25 protein-coding genes are annotated in these 22,793 nt (G+C 75.6%); 14 read left to right on the top strand and 11 right to left on the bottom strand.

Annotation, left to right across the window (positions count from 1 at the left end; all coding sequences use genetic code 11):
* Positions 1 to 5: 5 nt before the first annotated feature.
* Both ACI784_RS16220 and ACI784_RS16215 read left to right on the top strand, forming a co-directional pair.
* Positions 6 to 365: a nuclear transport factor 2 family protein gene (locus ACI784_RS16220; protein ID WP_457014145.1), complete on the top strand. Its 360-nt coding sequence runs from the start codon at positions 6 to 8 to the stop codon at positions 363 to 365.
* A gap of 66 nt (positions 366 to 431) precedes the next feature.
* Positions 432 to 1,571 (top strand): Rv2578c family radical SAM protein, encoded by a 1,140-nt coding sequence (locus ACI784_RS16215; protein ID WP_457014144.1) that lies wholly within the window; start codon positions 432 to 434, stop codon positions 1,569 to 1,571.
* A 97-nt stretch (positions 1,572 to 1,668) separates the two neighbouring features.
* Here the strand turns inward: ACI784_RS16215 and ACI784_RS16210 are convergent, their stop codons facing one another.
* On the bottom strand, positions 1,669 to 2,514 hold the full coding sequence (locus tag ACI784_RS16210) for a hypothetical protein (protein ID WP_457014143.1): 846 nt from the start codon (positions 2,512 to 2,514) through the stop codon (positions 1,669 to 1,671).
* 242 nt (positions 2,515 to 2,756) lie between these two features.
* Between ACI784_RS16210 and ACI784_RS16205 the strand changes: the two genes are divergently transcribed.
* Both ACI784_RS16205 and ACI784_RS16200 read left to right on the top strand, forming a co-directional pair.
* Positions 2,757 to 3,923 (top strand): carboxylate-amine ligase, encoded by a 1,167-nt coding sequence (locus ACI784_RS16205; protein WP_457014142.1) that lies wholly within the window; start codon positions 2,757 to 2,759, stop codon positions 3,921 to 3,923.
* A gap of 47 nt (positions 3,924 to 3,970) precedes the next feature.
* Positions 3,971 to 4,843 (top strand): lysophospholipid acyltransferase family protein, encoded by an 873-nt coding sequence (locus ACI784_RS16200; protein WP_457014141.1) that lies wholly within the window; start codon positions 3,971 to 3,973, stop codon positions 4,841 to 4,843.
* A 98-nt stretch (positions 4,844 to 4,941) separates the two neighbouring features.
* On the opposite strand, the gene ACI784_RS16195 is transcribed toward ACI784_RS16200, so the two are convergent.
* Both ACI784_RS16195 and ACI784_RS16190 read right to left on the bottom strand, forming a co-directional pair.
* On the bottom strand, positions 4,942 to 5,472 hold the full coding sequence (locus tag ACI784_RS16195; RefSeq protein WP_457014140.1) for a GNAT family N-acetyltransferase: 531 nt from the start codon (positions 5,470 to 5,472) through the stop codon (positions 4,942 to 4,944).
* 50 nt (positions 5,473 to 5,522) lie between these two features.
* A complete protein-coding gene (locus ACI784_RS16190) occupies positions 5,523 to 6,935 on the bottom strand; it encodes a KamA family radical SAM protein (protein WP_457014139.1) in 1,413 nt (470 codons plus the stop codon).
* Between the two features lie 94 nt (positions 6,936 to 7,029).
* Here ACI784_RS16190 and kdd point away from each other — a divergent pair, with 94 nt between their 5' ends.
* The 8 genes from kdd to ACI784_RS16150 all read left to right on the top strand — a co-directional run bounded on the left by kdd (position 7,030) and on the right by ACI784_RS16150 (position 15,739).
* A complete protein-coding gene (gene kdd / locus ACI784_RS16185; protein WP_457014138.1) occupies positions 7,030 to 8,070 on the top strand; it encodes an L-erythro-3,5-diaminohexanoate dehydrogenase in 1,041 nt (346 codons plus the stop codon).
* Positions 8,067 to 9,572: an amidohydrolase gene (locus tag ACI784_RS16180; protein WP_457014137.1), complete on the top strand. Its 1,506-nt coding sequence runs from the start codon at positions 8,067 to 8,069 to the stop codon at positions 9,570 to 9,572. The genes kdd and ACI784_RS16180 overlap by 4 nt, the downstream gene beginning before the upstream one ends.
* Positions 9,569 to 11,152, top strand: a complete 1,584-nt coding sequence (gene kamD / locus ACI784_RS16175) for a lysine 5,6-aminomutase subunit alpha (RefSeq protein ID WP_457014136.1) — start codon at positions 9,569 to 9,571, stop codon at positions 11,150 to 11,152. Before ACI784_RS16180 ends, kamD begins: the two co-directional genes overlap by 4 nt.
* Complete coding sequence (kamE, locus tag ACI784_RS16170; RefSeq protein WP_457014135.1) at positions 11,145 to 11,888, top strand: lysine 5,6-aminomutase subunit beta; 744 nt, start codon at positions 11,145 to 11,147, stop codon at positions 11,886 to 11,888. The genes kamD and kamE overlap by 8 nt, the downstream gene beginning before the upstream one ends.
* Positions 11,885 to 12,286: a 3-aminobutyryl-CoA ammonia lyase gene (kal, locus tag ACI784_RS16165; RefSeq protein WP_456924041.1), complete on the top strand. Its 402-nt coding sequence runs from the start codon at positions 11,885 to 11,887 to the stop codon at positions 12,284 to 12,286. The genes kamE and kal overlap by 4 nt, the downstream gene beginning before the upstream one ends.
* Before the next feature lie 501 nt (positions 12,287 to 12,787).
* Complete coding sequence (lnt, locus tag ACI784_RS16160; protein WP_457014133.1) at positions 12,788 to 14,389, top strand: apolipoprotein N-acyltransferase; 1,602 nt, start codon at positions 12,788 to 12,790, stop codon at positions 14,387 to 14,389.
* Positions 14,386 to 15,171: a polyprenol monophosphomannose synthase gene (locus tag ACI784_RS16155; RefSeq protein ID WP_456924039.1), complete on the top strand. Its 786-nt coding sequence runs from the start codon at positions 14,386 to 14,388 to the stop codon at positions 15,169 to 15,171. Before lnt ends, ACI784_RS16155 begins: the two co-directional genes overlap by 4 nt.
* A gap of 40 nt (positions 15,172 to 15,211) precedes the next feature.
* Entirely contained in the window at positions 15,212 to 15,739 is a 528-nt protein-coding gene (locus ACI784_RS16150; protein ID WP_457014132.1) for an FxsA family protein, read from the top strand.
* Between the two features lie 203 nt (positions 15,740 to 15,942).
* On the opposite strand, the gene ACI784_RS16145 is transcribed toward ACI784_RS16150, so the two are convergent.
* From ACI784_RS16145 to ACI784_RS16125, 5 genes are all read right to left on the bottom strand, one after another.
* Positions 15,943 to 16,287 carry an RNA polymerase-binding protein RbpA gene (locus ACI784_RS16145; protein ID WP_091322337.1) on the bottom strand — a complete coding sequence of 115 codons (345 nt, stop codon included), beginning with the start codon at positions 16,285 to 16,287 and terminating at the stop codon, positions 15,943 to 15,945.
* 182 nt (positions 16,288 to 16,469) lie between these two features.
* Positions 16,470 to 17,213, bottom strand: coding sequence for a thymidine kinase (locus tag ACI784_RS16140; RefSeq protein WP_457014131.1), 744 nt, complete (start codon positions 17,211 to 17,213; stop codon positions 16,470 to 16,472).
* Entirely contained in the window at positions 17,210 to 18,556 is a 1,347-nt protein-coding gene (locus ACI784_RS16135) for an MFS transporter (RefSeq protein WP_457014130.1), read from the bottom strand. Before ACI784_RS16135 ends, ACI784_RS16140 begins: the two co-directional genes overlap by 4 nt.
* Before the next feature lie 66 nt (positions 18,557 to 18,622).
* Positions 18,623 to 19,519 (bottom strand): lysophospholipid acyltransferase family protein, encoded by an 897-nt coding sequence (locus tag ACI784_RS16130; RefSeq protein ID WP_457014129.1) that lies wholly within the window; start codon positions 19,517 to 19,519, stop codon positions 18,623 to 18,625.
* A complete protein-coding gene (locus ACI784_RS16125; RefSeq protein WP_456924034.1) occupies positions 19,516 to 20,292 on the bottom strand; it encodes a glycerophosphodiester phosphodiesterase family protein in 777 nt (258 codons plus the stop codon). The genes ACI784_RS16130 and ACI784_RS16125 overlap by 4 nt, the downstream gene beginning before the upstream one ends.
* Before the next feature lie 199 nt (positions 20,293 to 20,491).
* Here ACI784_RS16125 and ACI784_RS16120 point away from each other — a divergent pair, with 199 nt between their 5' ends.
* On the top strand, positions 20,492 to 20,911 hold the full coding sequence (locus tag ACI784_RS16120) for a hypothetical protein (protein ID WP_456924033.1): 420 nt from the start codon (positions 20,492 to 20,494) through the stop codon (positions 20,909 to 20,911).
* A gap of 15 nt (positions 20,912 to 20,926) precedes the next feature.
* Here ACI784_RS16120 and ACI784_RS16115 read toward each other — a convergent pair whose 3' ends face one another.
* From ACI784_RS16115 to ACI784_RS16105, 3 genes are all read right to left on the bottom strand, one after another.
* A complete protein-coding gene (locus tag ACI784_RS16115) occupies positions 20,927 to 21,169 on the bottom strand; it encodes a hypothetical protein (protein ID WP_456924032.1) in 243 nt (80 codons plus the stop codon).
* A 489-nt stretch (positions 21,170 to 21,658) separates the two neighbouring features.
* A complete protein-coding gene (locus tag ACI784_RS16110; protein ID WP_457014127.1) occupies positions 21,659 to 22,033 on the bottom strand; it encodes a type II toxin-antitoxin system VapC family toxin in 375 nt (124 codons plus the stop codon).
* Positions 22,030 to 22,275, bottom strand: coding sequence for a type II toxin-antitoxin system Phd/YefM family antitoxin (locus ACI784_RS16105; protein ID WP_456924030.1), 246 nt, complete (start codon positions 22,273 to 22,275; stop codon positions 22,030 to 22,032). The genes ACI784_RS16110 and ACI784_RS16105 overlap by 4 nt, the downstream gene beginning before the upstream one ends.
* 145 nt (positions 22,276 to 22,420) lie before the next feature.
* Here ACI784_RS16105 and ACI784_RS16100 point away from each other — a divergent pair, with 145 nt between their 5' ends.
* A complete protein-coding gene (locus ACI784_RS16100) occupies positions 22,421 to 22,783 on the top strand; it encodes a VOC family protein (RefSeq protein WP_456924029.1) in 363 nt (120 codons plus the stop codon).
* The last annotated feature ends 10 nt before the right edge of the window (positions 22,784 to 22,793 follow it).

Below are 22,793 nucleotides of genomic sequence, written 5' to 3'. Positions count from 1 at the left end.
ACGCCGTGGACCGACTCGACCGGCTGTACGCCTCGTTCGCCGCCCGCGACGTCGCCGCGGTGACCGCCGCGATGACCGAGGACGTGGACTGGCCCAACGGCTGGGAGGGCGGCCGGCTCGTCGGGCGCGCCGCCGTGGCGGACTACTGGCGGCGCCAGTGGGCGCAGATCTCGCCGTCCGTGCGCCCGCTGCGCACCACCGAGCTGCCCGACGGCCGGGTCGTCGTCGACGTCGCCCTGGTCGTGCGGGGCCCCGACGGCAGCGTGCTGTCCCGCTCCACCGCCCGGCACGTGTACACCTTCCGCGGCGACCTGGTGGCCCGGATGGAGGTCGTGCCGGCCGGCGCGGAACCCCCGGCCCTCTAGGCCGTCAGGCCTGCGCGAGGGCGCGCCGCCTCGACACCGCTTCGAACGTGTGTTCGGATAGCGGGCATGCGATGGGACGCGCAGCGGATCGACGCCGCGGAGCCGGCGACGCTGCCGGGGATGCCGACCGTGCGCGGGCTGCTGCGCAGCGTGCAGGTGCCGGAGTTCCCCGGGCTGACCTTCCACGAGGTGCGCAGCAAGAGCGCGCTCAACGAGGTCCCGGGCCCGTCGGCCATGCCGTTCCGCTGGACGATCAACCCCTACCGGGGCTGCTCCCATGCCTGCGTCTACTGCTTCGCCCGCGGCACCCACGAGTGGCTGGAGCTGGACACCGGGTCCGACTTCGACTCCCAGGTCGTGGTCAAGACCAACGTCGCGGACGTGCTGCGCCGGGAGCTGGCGCGGCCGTCCTGGCGGGGTGAGCACGTGGCGCTGGGCACCAACACCGACCCCTACCAGCGGGCCGAGGGCCGTTACCGGCTGATGCCGGGGATCATCGCGGCGCTGGCCGGGTCGGGCACGCCGTTCTCCGTCCTGACGAAAGGCACCCTGCTGCGGCGGGACCTGCCGTTGCTGGCCGCCGCCTCCCGCGAGGTCCCGATCGGGCTCGGGGTGTCGATGGCGATCCTGGACGACGAGCTGCACGACTCGCTGGAGCCCGGCGTGCCCAGCCCGCGGGCCCGGCTGGAGCTGGTGCGCGCCATCGCCGACGCCGGGCTGTCCTGCGGGGTGTTCCTCGCCCCGGTGCTGCCCGGGCTCACCGACCGGCTGGCCGACCTCGACGCGACCATCGCGGCGATCGCCGAGGCCGGCGCGAGCGGGGTCACCGTCGTCCCGCTGCACCTGCGGCCGGGCGCTCGCGAGTGGTTCTCGGCCTGGCTGGCCCGCGAGCACCCGCAGCTGGTGCCGCGTTACCAGCAGCTCTACCGCCGGGGTGCCGCGGTGGCGCCGGAGTACCGCCGCTGGCTGGCGGGCCGGGTCGCCCCGCTGCTGGCGAAGCACGGCCTGGAGCGGCAGGGCGGGGGAGCGGCGCGCGGCTCGATGGCGGCGGGGGCTCCGGCCACCGGCATCCCGGGCGACGAGGACAGCGACTTCCCGACCGGGAGCCTGCCGACGACGCGGGCCGGCACCGGCGGGCTCGCGGTCACCGGCGCCCGGAGCGGGCACGAGCGCGCGGCGGCGCCGGAGCAGCTGGCGCTGCTCTGACCGGCCCGGTGGTGCCGCGGGCGGCGACGACGTGCCCTGAGGCCCGTCCGGCCGCTGGGAATCGGGCCTCGCCGCACCCGCCGGCGAGGGCGACCGGTCAGCCGGCCAGGCGCGCGGTGCGGGCCACGGTGCGCAGCGCCCGCACCGCCCCGCGGGCGGCGACCGGGGCGGCCCCGGCCGCGAGCGCCAGGCGCCGGTAGGAGTCGTAGGACAGCGTCAGGTAGGCGACCGCCAGGGCCTCGGCCTGCTCCCGGCGGGAGGGTGGCGCGGTCAGCCGCAGGTGGTGGGCGGTGCGGACGGCGTGCTTGGCGAAGGTGACCTGCAGCGCCTGGGTGGACAGCTGGCCGCCGACGGCTGAGGCCAGGCCGGGGCCGCGGCGCAGCGCCGGCAGCACCCACGGGCTGTCGGCGAGGGCGGGGAAGCGGGAACGGCGGGCCTCCCACGCGTGCCACGCGGTGAGCGCGCCGGGCACGGACCACTCCCCGTCGTCGGTGCGGACGACCAGCCGGCGGGCCGTGGCGTGCACCTGCTCGCGGCGCAGCGCCCGGAACTGACCGACCGTGCCCGGCCAGTTCAGCGCCAGGGCACACCAGGCGACGGTGCGCAGGTGTTCCGGGTCGTCGCTGCGGATCTGGGTGAGCGGCCGCAGCTCCAGGGTGGGCGGCTCGGGCTCGGGCGTGCGCACCGTCGGCAGCGCGACCCCGCCGTAGCGGGCCACCTTGCTGTACAGCGCGACGGTCGCGGGCTTCCAGCCGCGGGCGGCGGCGACCGCGTCCAGTCCGTCCTCCGCCAGCGCGTCGGGGCTCAGGCCCAGCTCGAGGGCGGCCTCGACCAGCCGTCGCCACTGCGCCTCGTACCCCTCGGGCGGCCGCAGCCGGCGCCAGGAGCGTTCCGCGGGAGGAGCCGGCATCGACGGCAGCGGGGGCTGCCACCCACCTGTCATGTCGCAATACTACCGTTATCCCCAACGAATTTGCAGCCAGTTCCTGTCGGCACTTGCCGTCGACACCGGCGGCGCCTCCGGCGCCGGGGCAGCAACGGGCGAGGCCTGTGCCGCGACGGGAGGAGGAGCAACGGCACCGCAGGTGTCCGTTGGTCCGGAAAGCACTTGGGCATAACGGAGGTGTACGTCACGTTCCGGTCGCTCGGCGCGCGGCACCGCCCACGACTGGTGATCATGAGCGGGTGCGCACCGTGGGCGTGGAGGAAGAGCTGCTGGTCGTCGACGCCACCGGGCGCCCGGTCCCGCGCGGGCCGGCCGCCCTGGAGGTGGCTGCCCGCCGCGGTGAGGGCGAGACGGTGTCCGAGCACGACCGCGCCGACCGGGAGCGGACCGATGATGCCGCAGCCGGCGACGGGGACGGCGGCGACCCGCGGGGCGGGCTGGTGCCCGAGCTGAAGGCCCAGCAGCTGGAGTACGCCACCCGCGTCTGCGCCGGCCTCGACGACGTCCACGCCGACCTGCGGCACTGGCGCGGGCGGGCCGACGCCGCGGCGCGCGCCGTCGGGGCGCGGGTCGCCGCACTGGCCAGCTCCCCGGTCGACGTCGAGCCGGTCACCACGCCCGGGGAGCGCTACACCGAGATGGCCGAGACCTTCGGGCTGACCGCGCTGGAGCAGCTGACCTGCGGCTGCCACGTGCACGTCTCGGTCGAGGACGACGAGGAGGGCGTCGCCGTCCTCAACCGCATCCGCACCTGGTTGCCGGTGCTCACCGCCGTCACCACCAACTCACCGTTCTGGCTGGGCCGCGACAGCGGGCACGCCAGCTACCGCTCCCAGGCGTGGAACCGCTGGCCCTCCTCGGGCCCCAACGAGCTGTTCGCCGACGCGGCGGCCTACCACCGGCTCATCGCCGACCTGGTCGCGACCGAGACGATCGTCGACACCGGGATGGTCTACTTCGACGCCCGCCTGTCCGAGCGCTGGCCCACCGTCGAGATCCGCACCGCCGACGTCGCCCTGCGCGTGGAGGACGCCGTCACCCTCGCCGGGCTGGTCCGGGCCCTGGTGGAGACCGCCGCCCGGGAGTGGCGGGCCGGCGTGCCCGCGGCCGCCGTCCGCAGCGAGGTGGTGCGCGTCGCCGCCTGGCGGGCCGGCCGGTCGGGGCTCACCGGCGACCTCGTCCACCCCGGCACCGGCCGCCCCGCCCCGGCCGGGGAGGTCCTCGCCGCCCTCCTCGACCACGTGCGCCCGGCGCTGGCCGACGCCGGGGACGAGCGGCGGATCACCGACGGGGTCGCCGCCCTGCTCGACCGCGGCACCGGCGCGGACTTCCAGCGCCGGGTGCACGCGGAGACCGGCGAGCTCGCCGCGGTGGTGCGCGCCGCGGTCGAGGTCACCCACCGGTGACCGCGGCCCGGGCCACGCCGTCCAGCGGGGGCGGCTATCGTCCGGCCATGTACACCGCCAGCTGGCGCGACGTCGTCCGCAAGGACCTCTTCGGTCCCCGCCCCGACCCGCGAGACCGGCCCTACCGGGCGGTCATCCGGCTGGCGCTGATCGTGTTCCGGCTGTTCCGCTTCCGCTTCGACGTGCGCGGCGCCGAGCACGTGCCGGCGTCCGGCGGCGCGATCATCTGCAGCAACCACGTCAGCTACCTGGACTTCACCTTCCTCGGCCTGGCCGCGCTGCCCCAGAAGCGGCTGGTGCGGTTCATGGCCAAGGCGTCGGTGTTCAGCCACCGGTTCTCCGGCCCGTTCATGCGCGCGATGCAGCACATCCCGGTCGACCGCCGGGCCGGCGCCGCCGCGTTCGAGGCCTCCGTGCGCGCCCTCAAGGACGGCCACGTCGTCGGCGTCTTCCCCGAGGCGACGATCAGCAGCAGCTTCATGGTCAAGGAACTCAAGGCCGGCGCCGCCCGCATGGCGATCGACGCCGGCGTGCCCGTCATCCCGGCCGCGGTGTGGGGCGGCCAGCGGGTGGCCACCAAGCACCACCCCGTCGACCTCAAGCGGGACGTCGCGGTCACCGTGGTCCTCGGGGAGCCGCTGGTGCCGGAGCCGGGGGAGAAGACCCAGCAGCTGCTGCGCCGCATCCGCGCGGCGATGGAGGCCCTGGTCGACGAGGCGCAGCGCAGCTACCCGCAGCAGCCGGCCGGCCCCGCGGACCGCTGGTGGCTGCCGGCCCACCTCGGCGGCACCGCGCCCACGCCGGAGGAGGCCACCCACCTGGACCACCACGACGTGCGCGGCACCGCGACGAAGCTGCACCGCCCGCACCCGGTGACCCGCGTCAAGGCACTGCTGGCCCGCCGCCGCGCCTCCCGCTGAACGGCCGGGCCACCCTCAGTCGACGATCACGTCGGTCGACTTCCGCGCGCCGGTCCGCTCCTCGCGCGCTGGCGCTCGCTGCGATGCTCCCGCCGCTGTCACTCGACGATCACCGGCGCCATCAGCCGGAACACCTCCAGCTCGACGTCGTACCACCGCCGCATCCGGCCCAGCGGCTCCATGCCCAGCCGCCGGCACACCGCCAACGACGGCTCGTTGCCCGGCCGGACGACGGCGTAGACCTCCGGCAGCCCCGCGGCGAAGGCCCGGTCGATGACCACCCGGGCGGCCTCCGTGGCGTAGCCGTGCCCCCAGGAGTCCGGGTGCAGGTGCCAGCCCACCTCCACCTCCCCGACGCCGTCGGGCAGCGGCTTGAGCAACAGCGTGCCGGCCACGACGCCGGTGCCGGCCACCTCGACCGCCCAGACCCCGGAGCGCTCCCCGGCCGCCGACACCGCCGCCCAGCGCGCCACCAGCTCCACCGGCGTCACCGACGGGCGGCCCCCCAGCCAGCGGGTCACCTCGTCGCGGCCGTAGAGGTCCAGCAGCCGGGCCAGGTCGTCGCGGCGGGTGCTCCAGGGCCGCAGCCGCAGCCGGGCGGTCTGCAGCACCCCGTCGGCGGCCGTCATCCGCCCTGCCTACCCCCGGGCGTCCCCGGCGGCCACTCGTGGCAGCGGCGTCAGTCGGCCAGGGACGCCGCCCGCGACGCGGCGGCCGCGCGGTCGGCCGCGACCGGATCCACCCCGCGGGCCCGCCACCACGCCCGTCCGCTCTCGGGGAGGGTCGCGATGGGGTCGTAGTAGGTGTAGCGGCGGTCGAGGGCGTCCTCGTCGTCCCGCTCGATGCCGGTGCGGTAGTTCTTCGTCCAGTAGCTGATGCCGCGCTCGCGGTCGTACTCGGCGACCTGGTGCACCCAGCGCTTCCCGACGTAGGGGACGTCGCAGACGATCCGCGGGGTGGCGAACCCGGGCAGGTAGCCCATCAGGTCGTGCTGCAGCGTCTGGGCCTCGGCCAGGGACACCCGCCAGTGCTCGGCGCTGGGCACCATGTCGCACATGTAGAAGTAGTAGGGCGTGATGCCCGCGCCGTCGAGCAGGGCGAAGCACAGGTCCAGCAGCGCCGGTGCGGTCGCGTTCACCCCGCGCAGGAGCACCCCCTGGTTGCGCACGTCGCGCACCCCGGCCGCGAGCACCGCCTGCGCCGCCTCGGCCACCAGCGGCGTCACCTGCTGCGCGGCGTTGACGTGCGTGTGCACGGCCAGCGACACCCCGCGCGCCCGCGCCGTCGCCGCCAGCCGGGTCATGCCCGCCACGACGTCGTCCTGCAGCCAGTGCTGCGGCAGGCCCATGAGCGCCTTGGACGCCAGCCGGATGTCCCGGATCGACTCGATCTCCAGCAGGCCGGAGACGAACGCCTCGAGGCTGCGGAACGGCAGGTTGGCGACGTCCCCACCGGAGACGACGACGTCCCGGACGCCGGGGGTGACCCGGAGGTAGTCGAGCATGGCGCCGTGCCGGTCGACCGGCTTGAGCGCGAAGCGGAGCTTGGCGACGGCGGGCGTGGAGTTGCCCACCAGGTCCATCCGGGTGCAGTGACCGCAGTACTGCGGGCAGGTGGGCAGCAGCTCGGCCAGCACCTTGGTGGGGTAGCGGTGGGTGAGCCCCTCGACGGCCCACATCTCGTGCTCGTGCAGGGAGTCGCGGGCGGCGTAGGGGTGGCTGGCCGCGTCGCCGGGCAGCCGGTCGGAGGCGACCGGCAGCATGTAGCGGCGAACCGGGTCGGCGCGCATCGCGGCGGCGGTCGGCACGGCTGTCCCGTCCCCACCCGCCGCCATCGTGTTGAGCATCTGCGGCGGCAGCAGCAGCGACATCGTGGCGCGGCCGGCCTGGTCGGCCGCGACGTCGGCGTAGAACGCCTCGTCGAGCAGGTCGCCGTAGACGCCGCGCAGCTGCCGCACGTTCTTCACGCAGTGCGCCCGCTGCCACTGGGCGCTGCGCCACTGCTGCCCCGTGACGTCGGCGAAGCCGGGCAACCGGCGCCAGTCGGGCTCGACGAGGGCGCGGGCGGTGTACTCGTAGGGCTGTTCCAGCACAGGGGTGCCTCCTGGTCTCCGCTCTCCCGCCGACCATACGGGAGGATTTCCCGTTCGAGGGCTTGAACGCGATAGGTTCTCCGGGATGGACGCGATGACGCACGCAGAAGTGCTGCCGACGGCGCGGGCCCTGGGTGTCCACCGGGTGCTCGAGCCGCCCGGCGTACTGCCCCAGGCGGCCACCCGGCTCGACGCCGACCCGGCGATCGGCGCCGACGAGGTGCGGATCGCGGTACAGCGACTGAACCTCGACGCGGCGTCCTTCCGGCAGCTGGCGGAGTCCTGCGGCGGCGACGGCGGCGCCGTGCGGGCGGCGGTGCTGAGGATCGTGGCCGAGCGCGGCAAGATGCAGAACCCCGTGACCGGCTCCGGCGGCATGCTGATCGGGGTCGTCGACGCGGTCGGGCCGCAGTCGCCGCTGGGCCTCGCCGTCGGCCAGCGCGTGGCCACCCTCGTCTCCCTGACGCTCACGCCGCTGTCGATCACCGACGGGCTGGCCCGCTGGGACGGCCGCAGCGAGCAGGTGCCGGCCGCGGGGACGGCGATCCTGTTCGCCCGCTCCATCGCCGCCGTCCTGCCCGGCGACCTGCCCGACGCGGTCTCCCTGGCGCTGCTCGACGTGTGCGGGGCGCCGGCGGCCACCGCGCGGGTGGTCCGGCGGTCGGGCGCGCGGTCGGTCGTCGTCCTGGGTGCGGCCGGGAAGTCCGGGTGCCTGAGCCTGGCCGCGGCGCGGGCGGCCGGGGCGACCGCGCTGACCGGCCTGGTACGCGACGAGCGGGAGGCGGCAGCGCTGTCCGCGGCCGGGCTCGCCGACCGCGTCGTCGTCGCCGACGCCACCGACCCGCTGGCCGTGGCCGCCGCCGTCGGCACCCCGGCCGAGGTCACCGTCGTGTGCGTCGACGCGCCGGGCGCCGAGCACGGAGCGGTCCTCGCGACGGCCGGCGGGGGCACCGTGGTCTTCTTCTCCATGGCGACGTCGTTCGCGCAGGCGGCGCTCGGAGCGGAGGGGATGGCGGCGGACGTGACCATGCTGATCGGGAACGGCTACACGCCGGGGCACGCCGCCCTGGCCCTGGACCTCTACCGGTCCACGCCGGGGGTGCGGGCGCTGGTGGACCCGCGGGTGTCCGGATGAGCCTGCTCGTCACCGACGTCACCGTGGGCGACCGGCCCGGCCGGGCCGTGCGGGTGGAGGAGGGCCGGATCGCCTGGCTGGGCGACGCCGCCGACGCCGCGCCGGCCGACCGGGTCGTCGCGGGCGAGGGGGCGCTGCTCACCCCGGCGTTCGTCGACGCCCACGTGCACGCCACCGCGACCGGGCTCGCCCTCACAGGGCTCGACCTCCACTCGAGCGTGAGCCTCCAGTTGGCGGTGGAGTCTCTCACCGCCCACGCCCGGACCGCGGCCGACGGCGTCCTGCTCGGCACCGGGTGGGACGAGACGGGCTGGCCGGAGGGCCGCGGGCTGACCCGGCACGACCTGGACGCCGTCGTCGGCGACCGGCCGGCCTACCTGGCCCGCGTCGACGTCCACTCCGCCACGGTCTCCACCGCACTCCTGGACCGGGTGCCGGGCATCGCCGCCCTGCCCGGCTTCGCCTCCGACGGCCGGCTGCGGCTCGACGCGCACCACGCCGCGCGGCGGGCCGCCTACGGCGCGGTCGACGCCGGCCGGCGCCGCGCGGCCCAGCGGGCCACGCGCGAGGCGGCCGCCGCCCTGGGCATCGGCAGCCTGCACGAGATGGCCGGCCCCGAGGTGTCCGGCGCCGACGACCTGGCCGGGCTGCTCGCCCTCGCCGCCGAGGAGCCCGGGCCGCTGGTCCTCGGCTACTGGGGCGAGCTGGCCGAGCGCGGCGGGCTGGCCGTCGTGCGCGAGCTGGGGCTGACCGGCGCCGGGGGCGACCTGTTCTGCGACGGCGCCTTCGGCTCCCACACCGCGGCGCTCACCGCCCCGTACGCCGACCGGCCCGACACCGCCGGCAGCCTGCGGTTCGAGACCGCGTCGCTGGTGCACCACGTGCGCGCCTGCACGCTGGCCGGGGTGCAGGCCGGCTTCCACTGCATCGGCGACGCCGCCGTCGAGCAGGTGCTCGCCGCCGTGGGCACCGTCGTCGAGGAGCTGGGCGCCGCCGCGGTGCGGGCCTGCCGGCACCGGCTCGAGCACGTGGAGATGGCCGGCCCGGCGGCGGTGGACCGGATGGCCGACTGGGGGATGGTCGCCAGCGTGCAGCCCGGCTTCGACGCGGCGTGGGGCGGGGGCGAGGGCATGTACGCCGAACGGCTGGGCGTGGTCCGCGCCCGGGACTGCAACCCGTTCGCCGACCTCTCCGACGCCGGCGTCGCGCTCGCGCTGGGCAGCGACGCCCCGGTCACCCCCATGGACCCCTGGGGCGGGGTGCACGCCGCCGTCGACCACCGCACGCCCGCCTCCGGCCTGCGGCCGTTCGACGCGTTCGACGCCGCCACCCACGGCGGCTGGCACGCCGTGCGCGCCGAGCACCCGCAGGGCCCGCTGGCCGTCGGCGCGCCCGCGCACCTGGCGCTGTGGGAGACGGCGCAGACCCTCTCCGCGGTCCTCGCCGAGCGGTCCCGCCCGGCCTGCCGCGCGCTCCTCGTCGACGGCCGGGAGGTCCTGTGACGCCCCTGCAGCTGGACCCGGTGCTCGTGGCGCGGGCGCGTGAGCTCGCCGTCCGCGCGGCGCAGCCGGTCGTCGACCTCGCCCGGCGGCACACCACCGTCTCCGTCGAGCGGGCCGTGCTGCGCCTGGCCGGGCTCACCGGCACCGACCCGGTCACCGGCGACGGCGCCGTGACCGACCGGGTGCCGTGGGTGAACCGCGTGGTGGACGCCGTCCGGGAGCAGGTGGGCCTGGAATCCGGCGTCGCGCTGCCGGTCTGGCACGCGCTGGCCGGCGGCGGCACCCTCGCGGACCTGGCCGAGCAGGTCGGGGCCGGGACGGCGCGCTTCACCGTCCCCACCGGGGCCGACGCCGAGCGCGCCCGGGAGGCCGCCCGGGCGGCGGTCGCCGGGGGCCTGGCCCGCATCGACGCCAACCGCGCCCGCCGCGAGGAGCTGGTCGCCACCCTCGGCGACCCACCGCGGCGGCCGTGGATCTACCTGATCGTGGCGACCGGGGACATCCACGAGGACATCCCGCAGGCCCAGGCCGCCGCGCGCGCCGGCGCCGACGTCATCGCCGTCATCCGCTCCACCGGGCAGTCGCTGCTGGACTACGTGCCCGAGGGCGCCACCCGCACCGGCTACGCCGGCACCTACGCCACCCAGGAGAACTTCCGGCTCATGCGGGCCGCCCTGGACGACGTCGGCGCGGAGCTGGGCCGCTACGTGCGGCTGACCAACTACGCCTCCGGCCTGTGCATGCCCGAGATCGCCGTCCTCGCCGGGCTGGAGCGGCTGGACATGATGCTCAACGACGCGATGTACGGGATCCTCTTCCGCGACATCAACCCGCAGCGCACCTTCGTCGACCAGCGGTTCAGCCGGATGGTGCACGCCCGCGCCGGGATCATCATCAACACCGGCGAGGACAACTACCTCACCACCGCCGACGCCGTCGACGAGGCGCACACCGTCACCGTCAGCCAGCTGCTCAACGAGACCCTGGCCAAGGAGGCGGGCCTCGCGGACTGGCAGCTGGGCCTCGGCCACGCCTTCGAGATCGACCCCGACCGGCGGGAGTCCTTCCGGCTGGAGCTCGCGCACGCGCTGCTGGCCCGCGCGCTGTTCCCCGGCGCGCCGCTGAAGTGGATGCCGCCGACCAAGCACATGACCGGCGACGTGTTCCGCGGCTACCTGCTCGACGGGTTCTTCAACCTGGCCGGGGCGCTCACCGGCCAGGGCATCCTGCTGGTCGGGATGATGACCGAGGCCGTGGTCACCCCGTGGCTGTCCGACCGGGACCTGGCCCTGCGCAACGTCCGCTACGTGCTCGACGCCGCCGGCGGCCTGGTGGAGGACTTCGCCCCTCCGCGGGGCGGGTTCATCGACCGCCGCGCGCACACCGTGCTCACCGAGGCGGTGCAGCTGCTGGAGAAGATCGCCGACGAGGGGCTCCTGCAGGCGATCGCCGACGGCACCTTCGGCATCACCAAGCGGCCGCCGGACCGCGGCAAGGGTCTGGACGGCGTCGTCCGGCTCGGCGCCGACGCGTACAACCCGGCGCTGGAGCTCCTGGAGCGTGAGGTGACCCGTGCCTGAGGGGATCGTGCGCCCGTACGGCGACACCACCGGCGACGGGATGGTGCAGCTGTCGTTCACCCTGCCCGTCGCCCCCGGCCCGCGGGCGGACGGCGCGGCGCTGCAGCTGGCGCGGAAGATGGGCCTGGACCCGGCGATGGTCGTGCACAGCCACGGGATGGGGGAGGGCTTCACCTTCTTCGTCGTCTACGGCAGCACCCGGCACCTGGTCGACCTGGACGCGGTGCAGGTGGAGGAGCGGGCCTATCCGCTGCTGTCGTCGTCGGAGATCAACGCGGCGATCCGCAGCGGGCTGCGCCGCAAGCTCGTCGTGCTGGGTGCGTGCATCGGCACCGACGCGCACACCGTGGGCATCGACGCGATCCTCAACCTCAAGGGGTTCGCGGGGGAGAAGGGCCTGGAGTACCACCGGGAGCTCGCCGTCACCAACCTGGGTGCGCAGGTGAGCGTGCCGGAGCTGGTCGCCCGGGCGCGGGCCGAGCGGGCCGACGCCGTCCTGGTCTCCCAGGTGGTCACCCAGAAGGACGCGCACCTGCGCAACACCCGCGAGCTCGCCGCCGCGTTCCGCGAGGCGATGGGGGACTCCCGCCCGCTGCTGGTGGTCGGCGGCCCCCGCTTCGACCCCGCGATGGCCGCCGACCTCGGCGTCGACAAGGTCTTCGGCCGCGGCACCACGCCCGGCGAGGTGGCCAGCTACCTCGTGTCCGCCCTCGTCCCCGCAGGAGCCGCGCAGTGACCGACCCGCGCCTCGGCCTCACCGTCACCCACCGCCGGTACGTGCCGCACGCGCACGCCCACTACGGCGGCAGCCTGGTGGACGGCGCCTACACCCTCGGCCTGTTCGGGGACGTCGCCACCGAGGTCGCGATCGTCCTGGACGGCGACGAGGGCCTGCTGGCCGGCTACACCGAGGTCCGGTTCCTCGGCCCGGTGCGTGCCGGCGACGTCCTGGAGGCCACCGCGGAGGTGGTGCGGATCGGCCGGCGCAGCCGCGAGCTGCGCTGCACCGCGCGGGTGGTGGCGCGGGCCGAGCCGGAGCGCGGCCCGTCCGCGGCGCGGGTGCTGGAGCCGCCGCAGACCGTCGTCGAGGCCACTGCCACGCTCGTCGTCCCAGGGCCAGCCGCCACGCCGTAACGAACAGGTCACGGTTCGTCACTGACCCCTCGGGGGCGGTCGCGGGCGACGGCGCGCTTCCTACAGTGCCTGCAGTTCCACTCCGGGAGCACCGGCACGTGCTCCTCCGGACCAGTCGCGCGGGCCCCCCGGCCGCGCGGACGGCGACCGCCGCCCGCGCCCCGGGTCGAGGGGGCCGGCGGCCGCCCGGGGGAGGCGCGGGCCGGGCACCCGGCGCAGACCGACCCGGCCCGCACCACCAGACAACGGCCCGCCGATCGCCGCCAGCGACCGGCCGCGCCGGCCCGAAGGTGCGGCGTCCGCGGCCCGGCCGGCGCCGGCGCGACCGGAGGCGCGGTACGGACGACACCCCGTGACGACGCCCCGTCGCGGCGGGCGGCCGGGGAACCGCTCCGGGATGGGATGCTGGGCTCGACCGCGGCAACGGCGCCGGCGGTCGGGGCCCCGTCCGACCGGCGCGGGGCGGTTGGCGCGGGAGCGCCGGGTGCACGGGAGGCGACGGTGGGCGCAGTCGCCCCGGACACGCTGGAGCGGCCGTCCGGCGCACCGCACCCGGCAGCCGGGACCCGCCGCCGGTCCCGCTGGCCGTGGCGCACGCTGCTCGCCGCCGCCGGCGGCCTCCTGCTCCTGCTCGCCTTCCCCGGGTACGGCCTCTGGGCCCTCGCCCCGCTCGGCCCGGCGGCCCTGGCACTGGCCGTCCGCGGGCAGCGGGCGCGCGGCGGCGCGTGGCTGGGGCTGGTGTTCGGCCTGGCCTTCTTGGTGCCGCTGCTGTCGTGGAGCGGCATCTACGTCGGCGCGTTCCCGTGGCTGGCGCTCGCGACGTGGGAGGCGGTGCACCTCGCGCTGCTGGGCGCCGCGGCCGCCGCCACCTCCCGACTGCCGCTGTGGCCGCTGTGGGGCGCGGCGCTGTGGGTCGCCGACGAGGCGCTGCGCGGCCGGTTCGTCCTCGGCGGGTTCCCGTGGGGCCGGCTCGGGCTGAGCCAGACCGACGGGCCGTTCCTCTCCCTGGCCGCCTACGGCGGGGTCCCGCTGGTCGGCTTCGCCGTCGCCCTCACCGGCACGCTGCTGGCCGCGGCCGTGGTGGGCCTGCGCCGGCGTCGCCGGGCCGCCGCGCTCGCCGCGGCCGGCGCCGTCGCGGTACCCCTGCTCGGCGGGCTGGCGTGGCTGCCGCTGCCCGGGCCGTCGCTCACCGAGGGCGGGCCGACGGCCACCGTCGCCGTCATCCAGGGCGACGTGCCGCAGCCGGGCCTGGAGTTCAACGAGCGGCGGCGGGCGGTCCTGGACAACCACGTCGCCCGCACCCTCGAGCTGGCCGAGGCGGTCGCCGCGGGGGAGCAGCCGCGGCCCGACGCGGTCATCTGGCCGGAGAACAGCTCCGACATCGACCCCTACCGCAACGAGGACGCCGCCCGGCAGATCAGCCGGGCCGCCGAGGCCATCGGCGCGCCGATCCTCGTCGGCGCCGTCGTGGACGGGCCGGGCCGGTTCATCAGCAACACCGGGATCGTCTGGGACCCGCAGGACGGGCCGGGCGACACCTACGTCAAGCGCCACCCGGTGCCGCTGGCCGAGTACGTGCCGGCCCGCGACTTCTTCCGCTTCTTCAGCGACAAGGTCGACCTCGTGCGCCGCGACTTCGTGCACGGCACCGAGGTCGGCGTGCTGGAGATGGGGCCCGCCCGGGTCGGCGACGTCATCTGCTTCGAGGTCGTCTACGACGGGCTGGTGCGCGACGTCGTCGAGGCCGGCGCCGGGATGATCGTCGTCCAGACCAACAACGCCACCTTCGGCTACACCGACGAGAGCGAGCAGCAGCTGGCCGCCAGCCGGCTGCGCGCGGTCGAGTTCGGCCGCACCGTGGTGGTCGCGGCCACGAGCGGCATCTCCGCGGTGGTGGCGCCCGACGGGTCGCTGGCCGCGCGCTCGGAGCTGTTCGAGCCGGCCGTCTTCGTCGAGGACGTCGCGCAGCGCGACTCGACCACGGTCGCCGAGCGCCTCGGCGCGGCGCCGGAGTGGGCGCTCACCGCGCTCGGTGCAGGCGCCCTGCTGGCCGTCGTCGTCCCGGGGATCGCGCGGCGGCGGGCCGCCCGGAGGTCGGCGTGAGCCCGGTGCTGGTCGTCGTCCCCACCTACGACGAGGTGCAGAACCTCGAGCCGATCCTGGAGCGGCTGCACCGCAGCGCCCCCGACGCGCACGCCCTCGTGGTCGACGACGGCTCGCCCGACGGCACCGGGGAGCTGGCGGAGAAGCTGGCCGCCCTCGACCCCCGGGTGCACGTGCTGCGGCGGACGGCGAAGGCGGGGCTGGGCCCGGCCTACGTCGCCGGCTTCCGCTGGGGGCGGGCCCGCGGCTACGAGGTCCTGGTCGAGATGGACGCCGACGGCTCCCACCACCCCGAACAGCTGCCGCAGCTGCTCGCCGCCCTGGACGACGCCGACCTGGCGCTGGGCTCCCGCTACGTGGCCGGGGGCCGGGTGGAGGACTGGCCGGTGCACCGGCTGCTGCTGTCGCGGGCGGGCAACCTGTGGACCCGGTGGGCGCTGCGGCTGCCGCTGGCCGACGCCACCGGCGGCTACCGGGCCGTGCGCGGGGAGCTGGTGGACCGGCTGCCGTTCGACGAGGTGGCCAGCCAGGGCTACTGCTTCCAGGTCGACTGGGCCTGGCGGGCCGTGCGCGCCGGAGCCCGCGTGGTCGAGGTGCCGATCACCTTCACCGAACGCCGGTTCGGCAGGAGCAAGATGAGCGGCTCGATCGTTGGAGAGGCGTTGGTACGGGTCACCTGGTGGGGCCTGCAGGACCGGCTGGCCGATCGGCTGCCGGGCCGGGTCCGCCGCCCCGTGCCGGGACGGGTCCGCGGTGGCGGGCGGTCGCGCACGGTCCGGTAGGCGGGCCGGGACCGCCGGCCCGGGCGGAGCGAGGAGAGCCGTGGGTCGCCGCGTGCGGATCGGAGCCGGGCTGCTGGCCCTGGCCGAGGTGGTCGTGTTCGTGCTGGTCGCCGGGTGGATCGGCGTCGGCTGGACGCTGCTGGCCACCGTGGCCACCAGCGCCCTGGGCTGGGTGTTGCTGGCCCGTCAGGGCACCCGGGCGCTCACCGAGCTGCGGGACCGGGCCCGGCGACGCCGGCCCTCCGGCCGCGCGCTGGGGGACGCCGGGCTGATCGCCGTCGGCGGGCTGCTCATGGTGCTGCCCGGCTTCCTCGGCGACCTCGTCGGCCTGCTGTGCCTGCTGCCGCCCACCCGCTTCCTGGTCCGCGGGCTGCTCACCCGGCTGCTGGCCTCGCGGCTGCCCGTGGAGCTGCGCGGGCCGGTGCACGTACGCAGCCGCCGGGCCGAGGGCGTGCCGTACGCCGCAGGGGCCGGGTACGCCGAGGGGCCGGGGTACGGCACCCCGCGCGGCGGGCGACCGCTGGTCATCGAGGGCGAGGTCGTCCGGGACGAGGCTCCCGGTCGCTGACCCCGGCACTCGTCGTCGATCACGGGGTCGGTGCCGGCGACATTCGCCGAGCGGCCCGGGGCCACGCCCGTGATCGACACCGGCCGCGGCGTCTCGGCCTGCACGGCCCCCAGGTCCGCCGCGTCCCGCCACGAACTCGTCCCGGACGCGGAGCGGCCCCGGTGGGACATCCCACCGGGGCCGCTCCGACGTGCTGTGGTGCCTCAGCTGGCGCGGGTCCGCCGGCCACGCAGCACCTCGAGGCGCTCGGCCAGGACCTCCTCGAGGTCCTCCACCGAACGGCGCTCGAGCAGCATGTCCCAGTGGGTCCGCGGGGGCTTGACCTTCTTGGGAGCCGGCTCGGCGCCACCGACCAGCTTGGCCGCGGAACCGTCGAACTTGCACTCCCAGGTGTCGGGGAGCTCGGCGTCGTCAGCGAAGGGCACGGTGAACAGGTGGCCCGAAGGGCACCGGTACTCCGCGTACTGACGCTCGATCGGCGCGGTGTTCCGCTCGGTCTCGTAGCTCACGCTGCCCAGTCGGCTGCCCCGCAGGGAACGCTCGCCCATGGCACACCGTCCTCTCGTGCTGGTGGTGTCGGTCGGATCTCGTCGTCGCAGGCGGGGATACCCACCGGATGACGGGGTCGAAAGAACCAACGACGGATTTCGCGGAGAGATTCCGCTGAGTCGGTTCACAATCATCGCATGGGGTGGTAAACGACCCGCGGGGCACCCCCCGAGGGGTGAGATCAGGACAGGGCGAGCTGTCCCGGGCCCACCGCGGCCGGCCCCAGCTGGCCCAGCACGTGGTGGCGCCGGCAGAGCACCTGGTAGTGCACCTCGGGCTCCGGGCCGGTCTCGTCCGGTGCCGGGGTGGGCGCGGTGTCGGCGACGACGACGGTCTCGCCCTCGCGCACCATCGCGCCCTCCACCACCCGGGCGTTGAGCAGCCCGGGCAGGCCGCACCAGCAGAGCACCTCGACCTGGATGCGCTGGACGTCGTCGGCGACCTCCAGCAGCCGCTGGGTGCCCGGGAACAGCCGGGCCCGGAAATCGGTGGTCAGCCCGAAGGCGTAGACGTCGACGTGCGAGTCGTCGACCAGCTCGGCGAGCTGGTCGACCTGGTCGGCGGTGAGGAACTGCGCCTCGTCGACGATCAGGTAGTCCACCCGGTGCCCCTCGGCCCACTGCGCGCGGACCAGCAGCCGCAGGTCGGTGCCCGGGCCGACCTCGGTCGCCTCCCGGCACAGCCCCACCCGGGAGCTGATCAGCGGCCGCGCCGACCGGTCGCCCTGGGTGAGCAGCAGCCCGCGCCGTCCCTGCCGGCTGTGGTTGTGGTCCACCTGCAGCGCCAGCGTCGACTTGCCGCAGTCCATCGGCCCGTGGAAGAACCGCAGGTGCGCGGGGGCCGGGTGCCGGCGGCGGTCGCCGGCCACCGGGACGACCGACACCCGCCGCTCGGTGCCCGCCTCGACGTCGGGCAGGGGACTCACAGGCGCTCCGGTGGGGTGTTGCCGGCCGCGACGACGGCGCGGCGGATGGGGAGGGCGGCCAGCGCCACGAAGCCGGCCACGAAGAACACGACCAGGCTGACGATCGCGTACCGGTAGGAGCCGGTCAGCTGGTAGGTGAGGCCGAACGCCAGCGGGCCCAGCCAGCTGGTGCCGCGGTCGCTGATCTCGTAGAAGCCGTAGTACTCGGCCTCCTTGCCGGCCGGGATCAGCTGGCTGAACAGCGACCGCGACAGGGCCTGCGTGCCGCCCTGCACCAGGCCGATGACCGCGGCGAGGGCGTAGAACTGCGCGACCGCCCCCTCCTGGAGGAAGAAGGCGGCCAGCAGCACACCGATCCAGGCCACCAGGCTGCCCAGCACGACCCGCTTGGCGCCGTACCGGCCGGCCAGCCGGCCCAGCCCGAGCGCCCCGGCGATCGCCACCACCTGCACCATGAGGATGGCGCCGGTGAGGACCGACTGGTCCAGGCCCAGCTCCTCGGTGGCGTAGGTCGCCGACAGCGCGATCACCGTCTGGACGCCGTCGTTGAACAGCAGGTACGCGCCGAGGAACCACAGGGTCAGCGGGAACGCCCGCATCTCCCGCAGCGTGGTGGCCAGCTGCCGGAAGCCGCTGCCCGAGACCGCCGCGGAGGCGCGGACCGGCCGGTTGCGCAGCCGCGACACCGTGAAGACGGTGAACCCGCCCCACCACAGCCCCGCGGTGGCCAGGCAGATCCGCACCGCCTCACCGGTGGTCAGTCCCAGGGACGGCGCCCCGAGCACCAGCCCCAGGTGGACGGCGAGCAGCAGCGCGCCGCCGACGTAGCCGAACGCCCAGCCGCGGCTGGAGACGGCGTCGCGCTCGTCAGGGCCGGCCAGGTCGGGCAGCCACGAGTAGTAGACGACCGTGGCCGCGCCGAAGCTGATGTTGGCCAGCACGAACAGCGCCGCACCCAGCAGGTAGCGGCCGTCGGCGACGAAGAACAGGCCGGTGGTGGCGAGCGCGCCCAGCGCGGCGAACCCGGCGAGCATCTGCCGCTTGGCACCGGTCCGGTCGGCCACCGCGCCGGTCAGCGGCAGCACCAGCACCTGCAGCACGACCGACAGCGACAGCACGTAGGAGAACCAGCTGCCCGGCGGGATGGACAGGCCGAGCACCGACAGCCGCCCGTCCGGGCCGGCGGCGTCCTCCGCGACCGAGGTCAGGTAGGGGCCGAGGAAGACCGTGGTGACGCTGGTGTTGAACACCGACATCGCCCAGTCGTAGGAGTACCAGCCGAACCGCTCGTGGCGCAGGGCCCGGTCGGCGGCGGGGGCGGTCGGGTGGGCGGCCGTCGTCACGGGCGCAGGGTGTCAGCCGGACGGGGACCGGTCCAGTACCGCGGGGCGCATCGCGTCACGAGCCGGTCACGGGATGTCGTCGGGGACGACGCCGCCGGGGAACGCCGCGGTCGCCGTCGTCGGCCGGGTCGGGTCCACGTAGGCGGGGCGGTCGGCGGGCTCCCCGGCCCGCAGCGGGACCAGACCGCGGGTGATCGCGGCGGCGATGCGGGTGCGGGCCCGGTTGGCGTCACCCACCCGGCCGGGCTGCAGGTCCTCGAAGAAGACCGGCGGGCCGATGTGCACCTTGAGCGCGGGCTGCCGCCAGAACGCCCACAGCAGGGTGCGCAGCTTGCCCCAGTCGTTGGCGTACTGGAGCACCTCGTGGGCACCCCACTGGCTGACCGGGATCACCGGGACGTCGGCGGCCAGCGCCATGCGGGCCAGCCCGGTACGGCCACGCTCGGGCCAACCGTCGGGGGACAGGCCCACCCGGCCCTCGGGATAGGCGACGACGTGGCCGCCGTGGGCCAGCGCCACCCGGGTCACGGTCAGGGCGTGCGCGGCGACGTCGGTGCCGCGGTCGACCCGGATCCCGCCGGAGCGCTCCAGCAGGGGGCCGGCGACCGGCGAGCGCATGATGCCGCCGGTGGCCAGGAACCGCGGCGTCACCCCGGCCTTGTGCAGCGCCACCGCGACGACGAACGTGTCGAAGTCGCCGATGTGGTTGGCCGCCAGCAGCAGCGGGCCCTTCAGCCAGTCCTCGCGGATCGAGCCGGTGACCTGCAGCCGGCCGAAGACGCTGGGCAGCCAGGAGAGCCAGCGCAGCGCGAACCGCCAGAACCACCACGGCGGGCTCGCCGCGATGGCCAGCTCCCGGGCGAACCACTCCGGGTCGTCGGGGCCGACCAGGTGCGCGACGTCCTCCGGCAGCCGCGGCGGCCTCGGCCGCCACGCCCGGATCCGCCGGCCCAACCCGCTCACCGCGGCGTCCACTGGCCGCGCTTCTCGAGCAGTTCGCGCAGCATGGCCGGGCGGTCGGTCATGACGCCGTCGACGCCGAGGTCCAGCATCGTCGTCGTCTCCTCCACGGTGTTGACCGTCCACACGTGCACCTGCAGGCCGCGGGCGTGGGCGGCGGCCAGGAACCGCTCGTCGACCAGGGCGCGGCCGCCGAGCTGCAGCGGCACCTGGGCGCAGCCGGCCTGGATGCGCACCAGGCCCGCGGCGCGGGGGGAGTAGGAGGACAGCCGCAGCGCGGCCACTCCGCGCGGGCCGAGCGAGGTGCACACCGACGGCCCGAACAGCCGGCGCGCCGCGGCGACGCGGGCGTCGGAGAACGAGCCGAGGCAGATGCGGTCCTCCACCTTCAGCCGCCGCACCGTGCGGACCAGGGGGGCCAGCACGCCGGCGGCCTTGATGTCGAGGTTGAACCGGATGTCCGGCCAGGCGCCGAGCAGTTCCTCCAGCCGCAGGATCGGCTCCCGGCCGCCGATGCGGGCGGCGGACACCTCCGACCAGGGCAGCTGGTCGACCCGTCCGGTGCGGTCGGTGACCCGGTCGAGGATGGCGTCGTGGAACACGATCGGCACGCCGTCGGCAGTCACCCGGACGTCGGTCTCCAGGTACCGGTAGCCCAGCGCCACGCAGGCCTCGAACGCCGGCATGGAGTTCTCCAGGTGCTCGATCGCACCGCCGCGGTGGGCCATGGCGATCGGGGTCGGCCCGTCGAGGAAGGCGTACCGGGCGGGGACCACGCCGACACGCTAACGCCGCGCGTCGCCGGGCTGGTCAGGGCCTCGGTGCACCGGCCACACCCGCCCCCTCCGCCCCGTGCGCACGGCGGTCGGGCGCGCGACGCCCGCCTCCGGCTCCGGCCGCCTCCGTCCGCCCCCCGCCTCCGCGTGTCGGGCGTGTCCCTCGGTGCTGTCGGTGGTGACGTCTACCGTGCGCAGCGTGGCCAAGCAGCACACCACCCAGGTGACCGACGAGGAGGCGACGACCGGTACCGGGCTCCCCAGCCCCCGGCAGGGGAGCGGAGCCGAGCGCCGCTGCGGCTGGTGCCGCCGGGTGCTCCCGCAGCAGGGCTCGGTGGGCCGCCCGCGGCAGTACTGCGGTCAGGCGTGCCGGCAGCGCGCCTACGAGCAGCGATCTGCGACGGCCAAGGCCGGCCTGTCCGGCGACGTCGTCCTCGTGACCCGGGCCGAGCTCGACGGCCTGCAGGACCGGCTGTACCAGCTGCGCTGCGCCCTCGAGGACGTGCAGACCCTGCTGACCGAGCGCCCCACCAAGGCCGAGCTGGAACGGTCGCTGTCCGACCTCGTGCGCTCCACCGGCCGGCTCGACCGGCTCTGGGTCACCGAGCGCGCCGGCTGACCAGCCGCCCGGCGATCAGTCCGGGTCCTGCTGGTCGTCGTTCTGGTCCTCGCCCGCGCCGTCCTGCTGGTCGGAGTTGTCCGGCACGTTGTCCTGCGACTCGTCGGACTCCTCGTTGGTCTCGGTGTTGACGCTCTCGTCGTCGCTGGTGCCGTCCCGTTGGTCCTGCCCGGCTGCCTGGCAGGCGGTCATCGTCGCGCCGCCTCCGAAGAGCGCCAGGGCGGTCATCAGTGCGGCGATCGGGCGTCGGAGTTGCATGTCCTCGACCCTATGCAGCGCCCGGGAACACCGCCCGTCGAGACCGGCGACCCGCCCCTGTTTACGTCACAGTGACGGAATGAGGGATGGGTCAGCGGGTCGGGGAAGGGGTGGACGAAAGGGGTCGGAGGGGCTGGTCGACCCGGGCGGCACGCGACGACCCGCGTGGCCGGGCCGTGCCGTTCATGATCATCCCGACTGTCGGCCGGACATGATCATGGGGGCGGTGACCGGCGGCCGGCGGAGTGCCGGCCGCCGACGCACACCGGCCGTACGCCGAGGACACCGCGGGTCGCCGGCCGCCGCGGAGACCCGGCGCGACGACGACGCGCCGGTACGACGACGAGACGGCACGGACGCACGACCTCGCGGCCGACCGATCCACAGGCCGGCCAGCAGGTGCTCCAGCCCCTTCTCGCCGCCTGGACCCGTGCCGCCGATAATGCACATTATGTCAACCAGTGCGGCGGGAGGGCGTCCCCCACCGGCCTACGCGAGCGTCCGCACGTCGTAGTCGGCGAAGCGGCGGTCCGCCGTCACCAGGACCAGTCGGCGCCGCCGGGCCTGGGCGATGAGCATCCGGTCGAACGGATCGTCGTGATGCCCGGGCAGGGCGCCGGCGGCCAGGCCGTCCTCGACGGTGACCGGCAACGGCTCGAAGCCGTGGTGGTCCAACTCCGCGACCAGGTCGTCCGGCGCCGCGAGTTTGCCGAGGGCCGCCTTGATCGACATCTCCCACGCCGAGACCGCGGACACCGCCACCGCCGCGCCCGGGTCGGCGATCGCCTCCCGCATCGTCGGGGTGAGCCGGTCGTCCTCGGCGAGCCACCACAGCAGGACGTGCGTGTCGAGCAGCAGCGTCACGAGCCGCTCTCGCCACGGAAGGCCGCCAGCACGCTCTCCGGCGTTTCGTCGAAGTCGTCGGCGATGACGACCCGGCCTCGCCAGCTGCCGGGGACGCGGGGCTCGCGGCGCACCGTCACGGGGACGAGCCGGGCGATCGGCCTGCCCGCCCGGGCGATGACGACGTCCTCCCCCCGCTCGACCGCCTCGAGCAGGCGGGACAGGTGCGTCTTCGCCTCGTGCACGTTCACCGTCTGGCCCATGCGCAGAGGGTATGACCAAGTCGGACTAAGTCAACCGCGGTCGCCTCCCACCGGGCACGCCGCCGTCCTTTCGTCACGGTGACGATGAATCGCGCGAGCCGTGCCGGTCGGACCGTCGACACCGCCGCGGACCCAGGGAGCACTCGTGCCGAGCACCATCCGCCCGATCATCGTGACCGCCGACCTCGACAGTCTGCTCGGCTTCTACACCGGTCTCCTCGGCGCGACCGAGCTCATGCGCTTCCCGGAGGACGGCCCCTTGTTCTACGTCGGCCTGGAGCTCGGCAACTCGGAGCTCGGCCTGTCCGCCGACGCCTCCGTGGTGCCTGGCGCCCCCGGCCGCATGCTGCTCAGCATCGAGGTCGACGACGTCGACGCGCTGCTCCCCCGTGCCCGGGAGCTGGGCGGCGAGGCGCCGGACCAGGGCAACGACATGCCGTGGGGACAGCGGGTGGCGCACATCAAGGACCCCGACGGCAACGTCGTCAACCTGACCCGCACGCTCTGACCGCGCCCCC

This window comes from Geodermatophilus sp. SYSU D01186, from assembly GCF_054050215.1.
This window is presented reverse-complemented; position numbering and strand designations above follow the sequence as displayed.

Excerpts from the sequence above, each read along its gene's own strand:
- ACI784_RS16195 (WP_457014140.1), bottom strand. The coding sequence starts at position 5,472 with ATGACGGCCGCCGACGGGGTGCTGCAGACCGCCCGGCTGCGGCTGCGG.
- ACI784_RS16180 (WP_457014137.1), top strand. The coding sequence starts at position 8,067 with ATGAGCCTGCTCGTCACCGACGTCACCGTGGGCGACCGGCCCGGCCGG.
- ACI784_RS16105 (WP_456924030.1), bottom strand. The coding sequence starts at position 22,275 with ATGGGCCAGACGGTGAACGTGCACGAGGCGAAGACGCACCTGTCCCGC.
- ACI784_RS16200 (WP_457014141.1), top strand. The coding sequence starts at position 3,971 with ATGTACACCGCCAGCTGGCGCGACGTCGTCCGCAAGGACCTCTTCGGT.
- kdd (WP_457014138.1), top strand. The coding sequence starts at position 7,030 with ATGACGCACGCAGAAGTGCTGCCGACGGCGCGGGCCCTGGGTGTCCAC.
- ACI784_RS16115 (WP_456924032.1), bottom strand. The coding sequence starts at position 21,169 with ATGCAACTCCGACGCCCGATCGCCGCACTGATGACCGCCCTGGCGCTC.
- ACI784_RS16215 (WP_457014144.1), top strand. The coding sequence starts at position 432 with ATGCGATGGGACGCGCAGCGGATCGACGCCGCGGAGCCGGCGACGCTG.
- ACI784_RS16145 (WP_091322337.1), bottom strand. The coding sequence starts at position 16,287 with ATGGGCGAGCGTTCCCTGCGGGGCAGCCGACTGGGCAGCGTGAGCTAC.
- ACI784_RS16210 (WP_457014143.1), bottom strand. The coding sequence starts at position 2,514 with ATGACAGGTGGGTGGCAGCCCCCGCTGCCGTCGATGCCGGCTCCTCCC.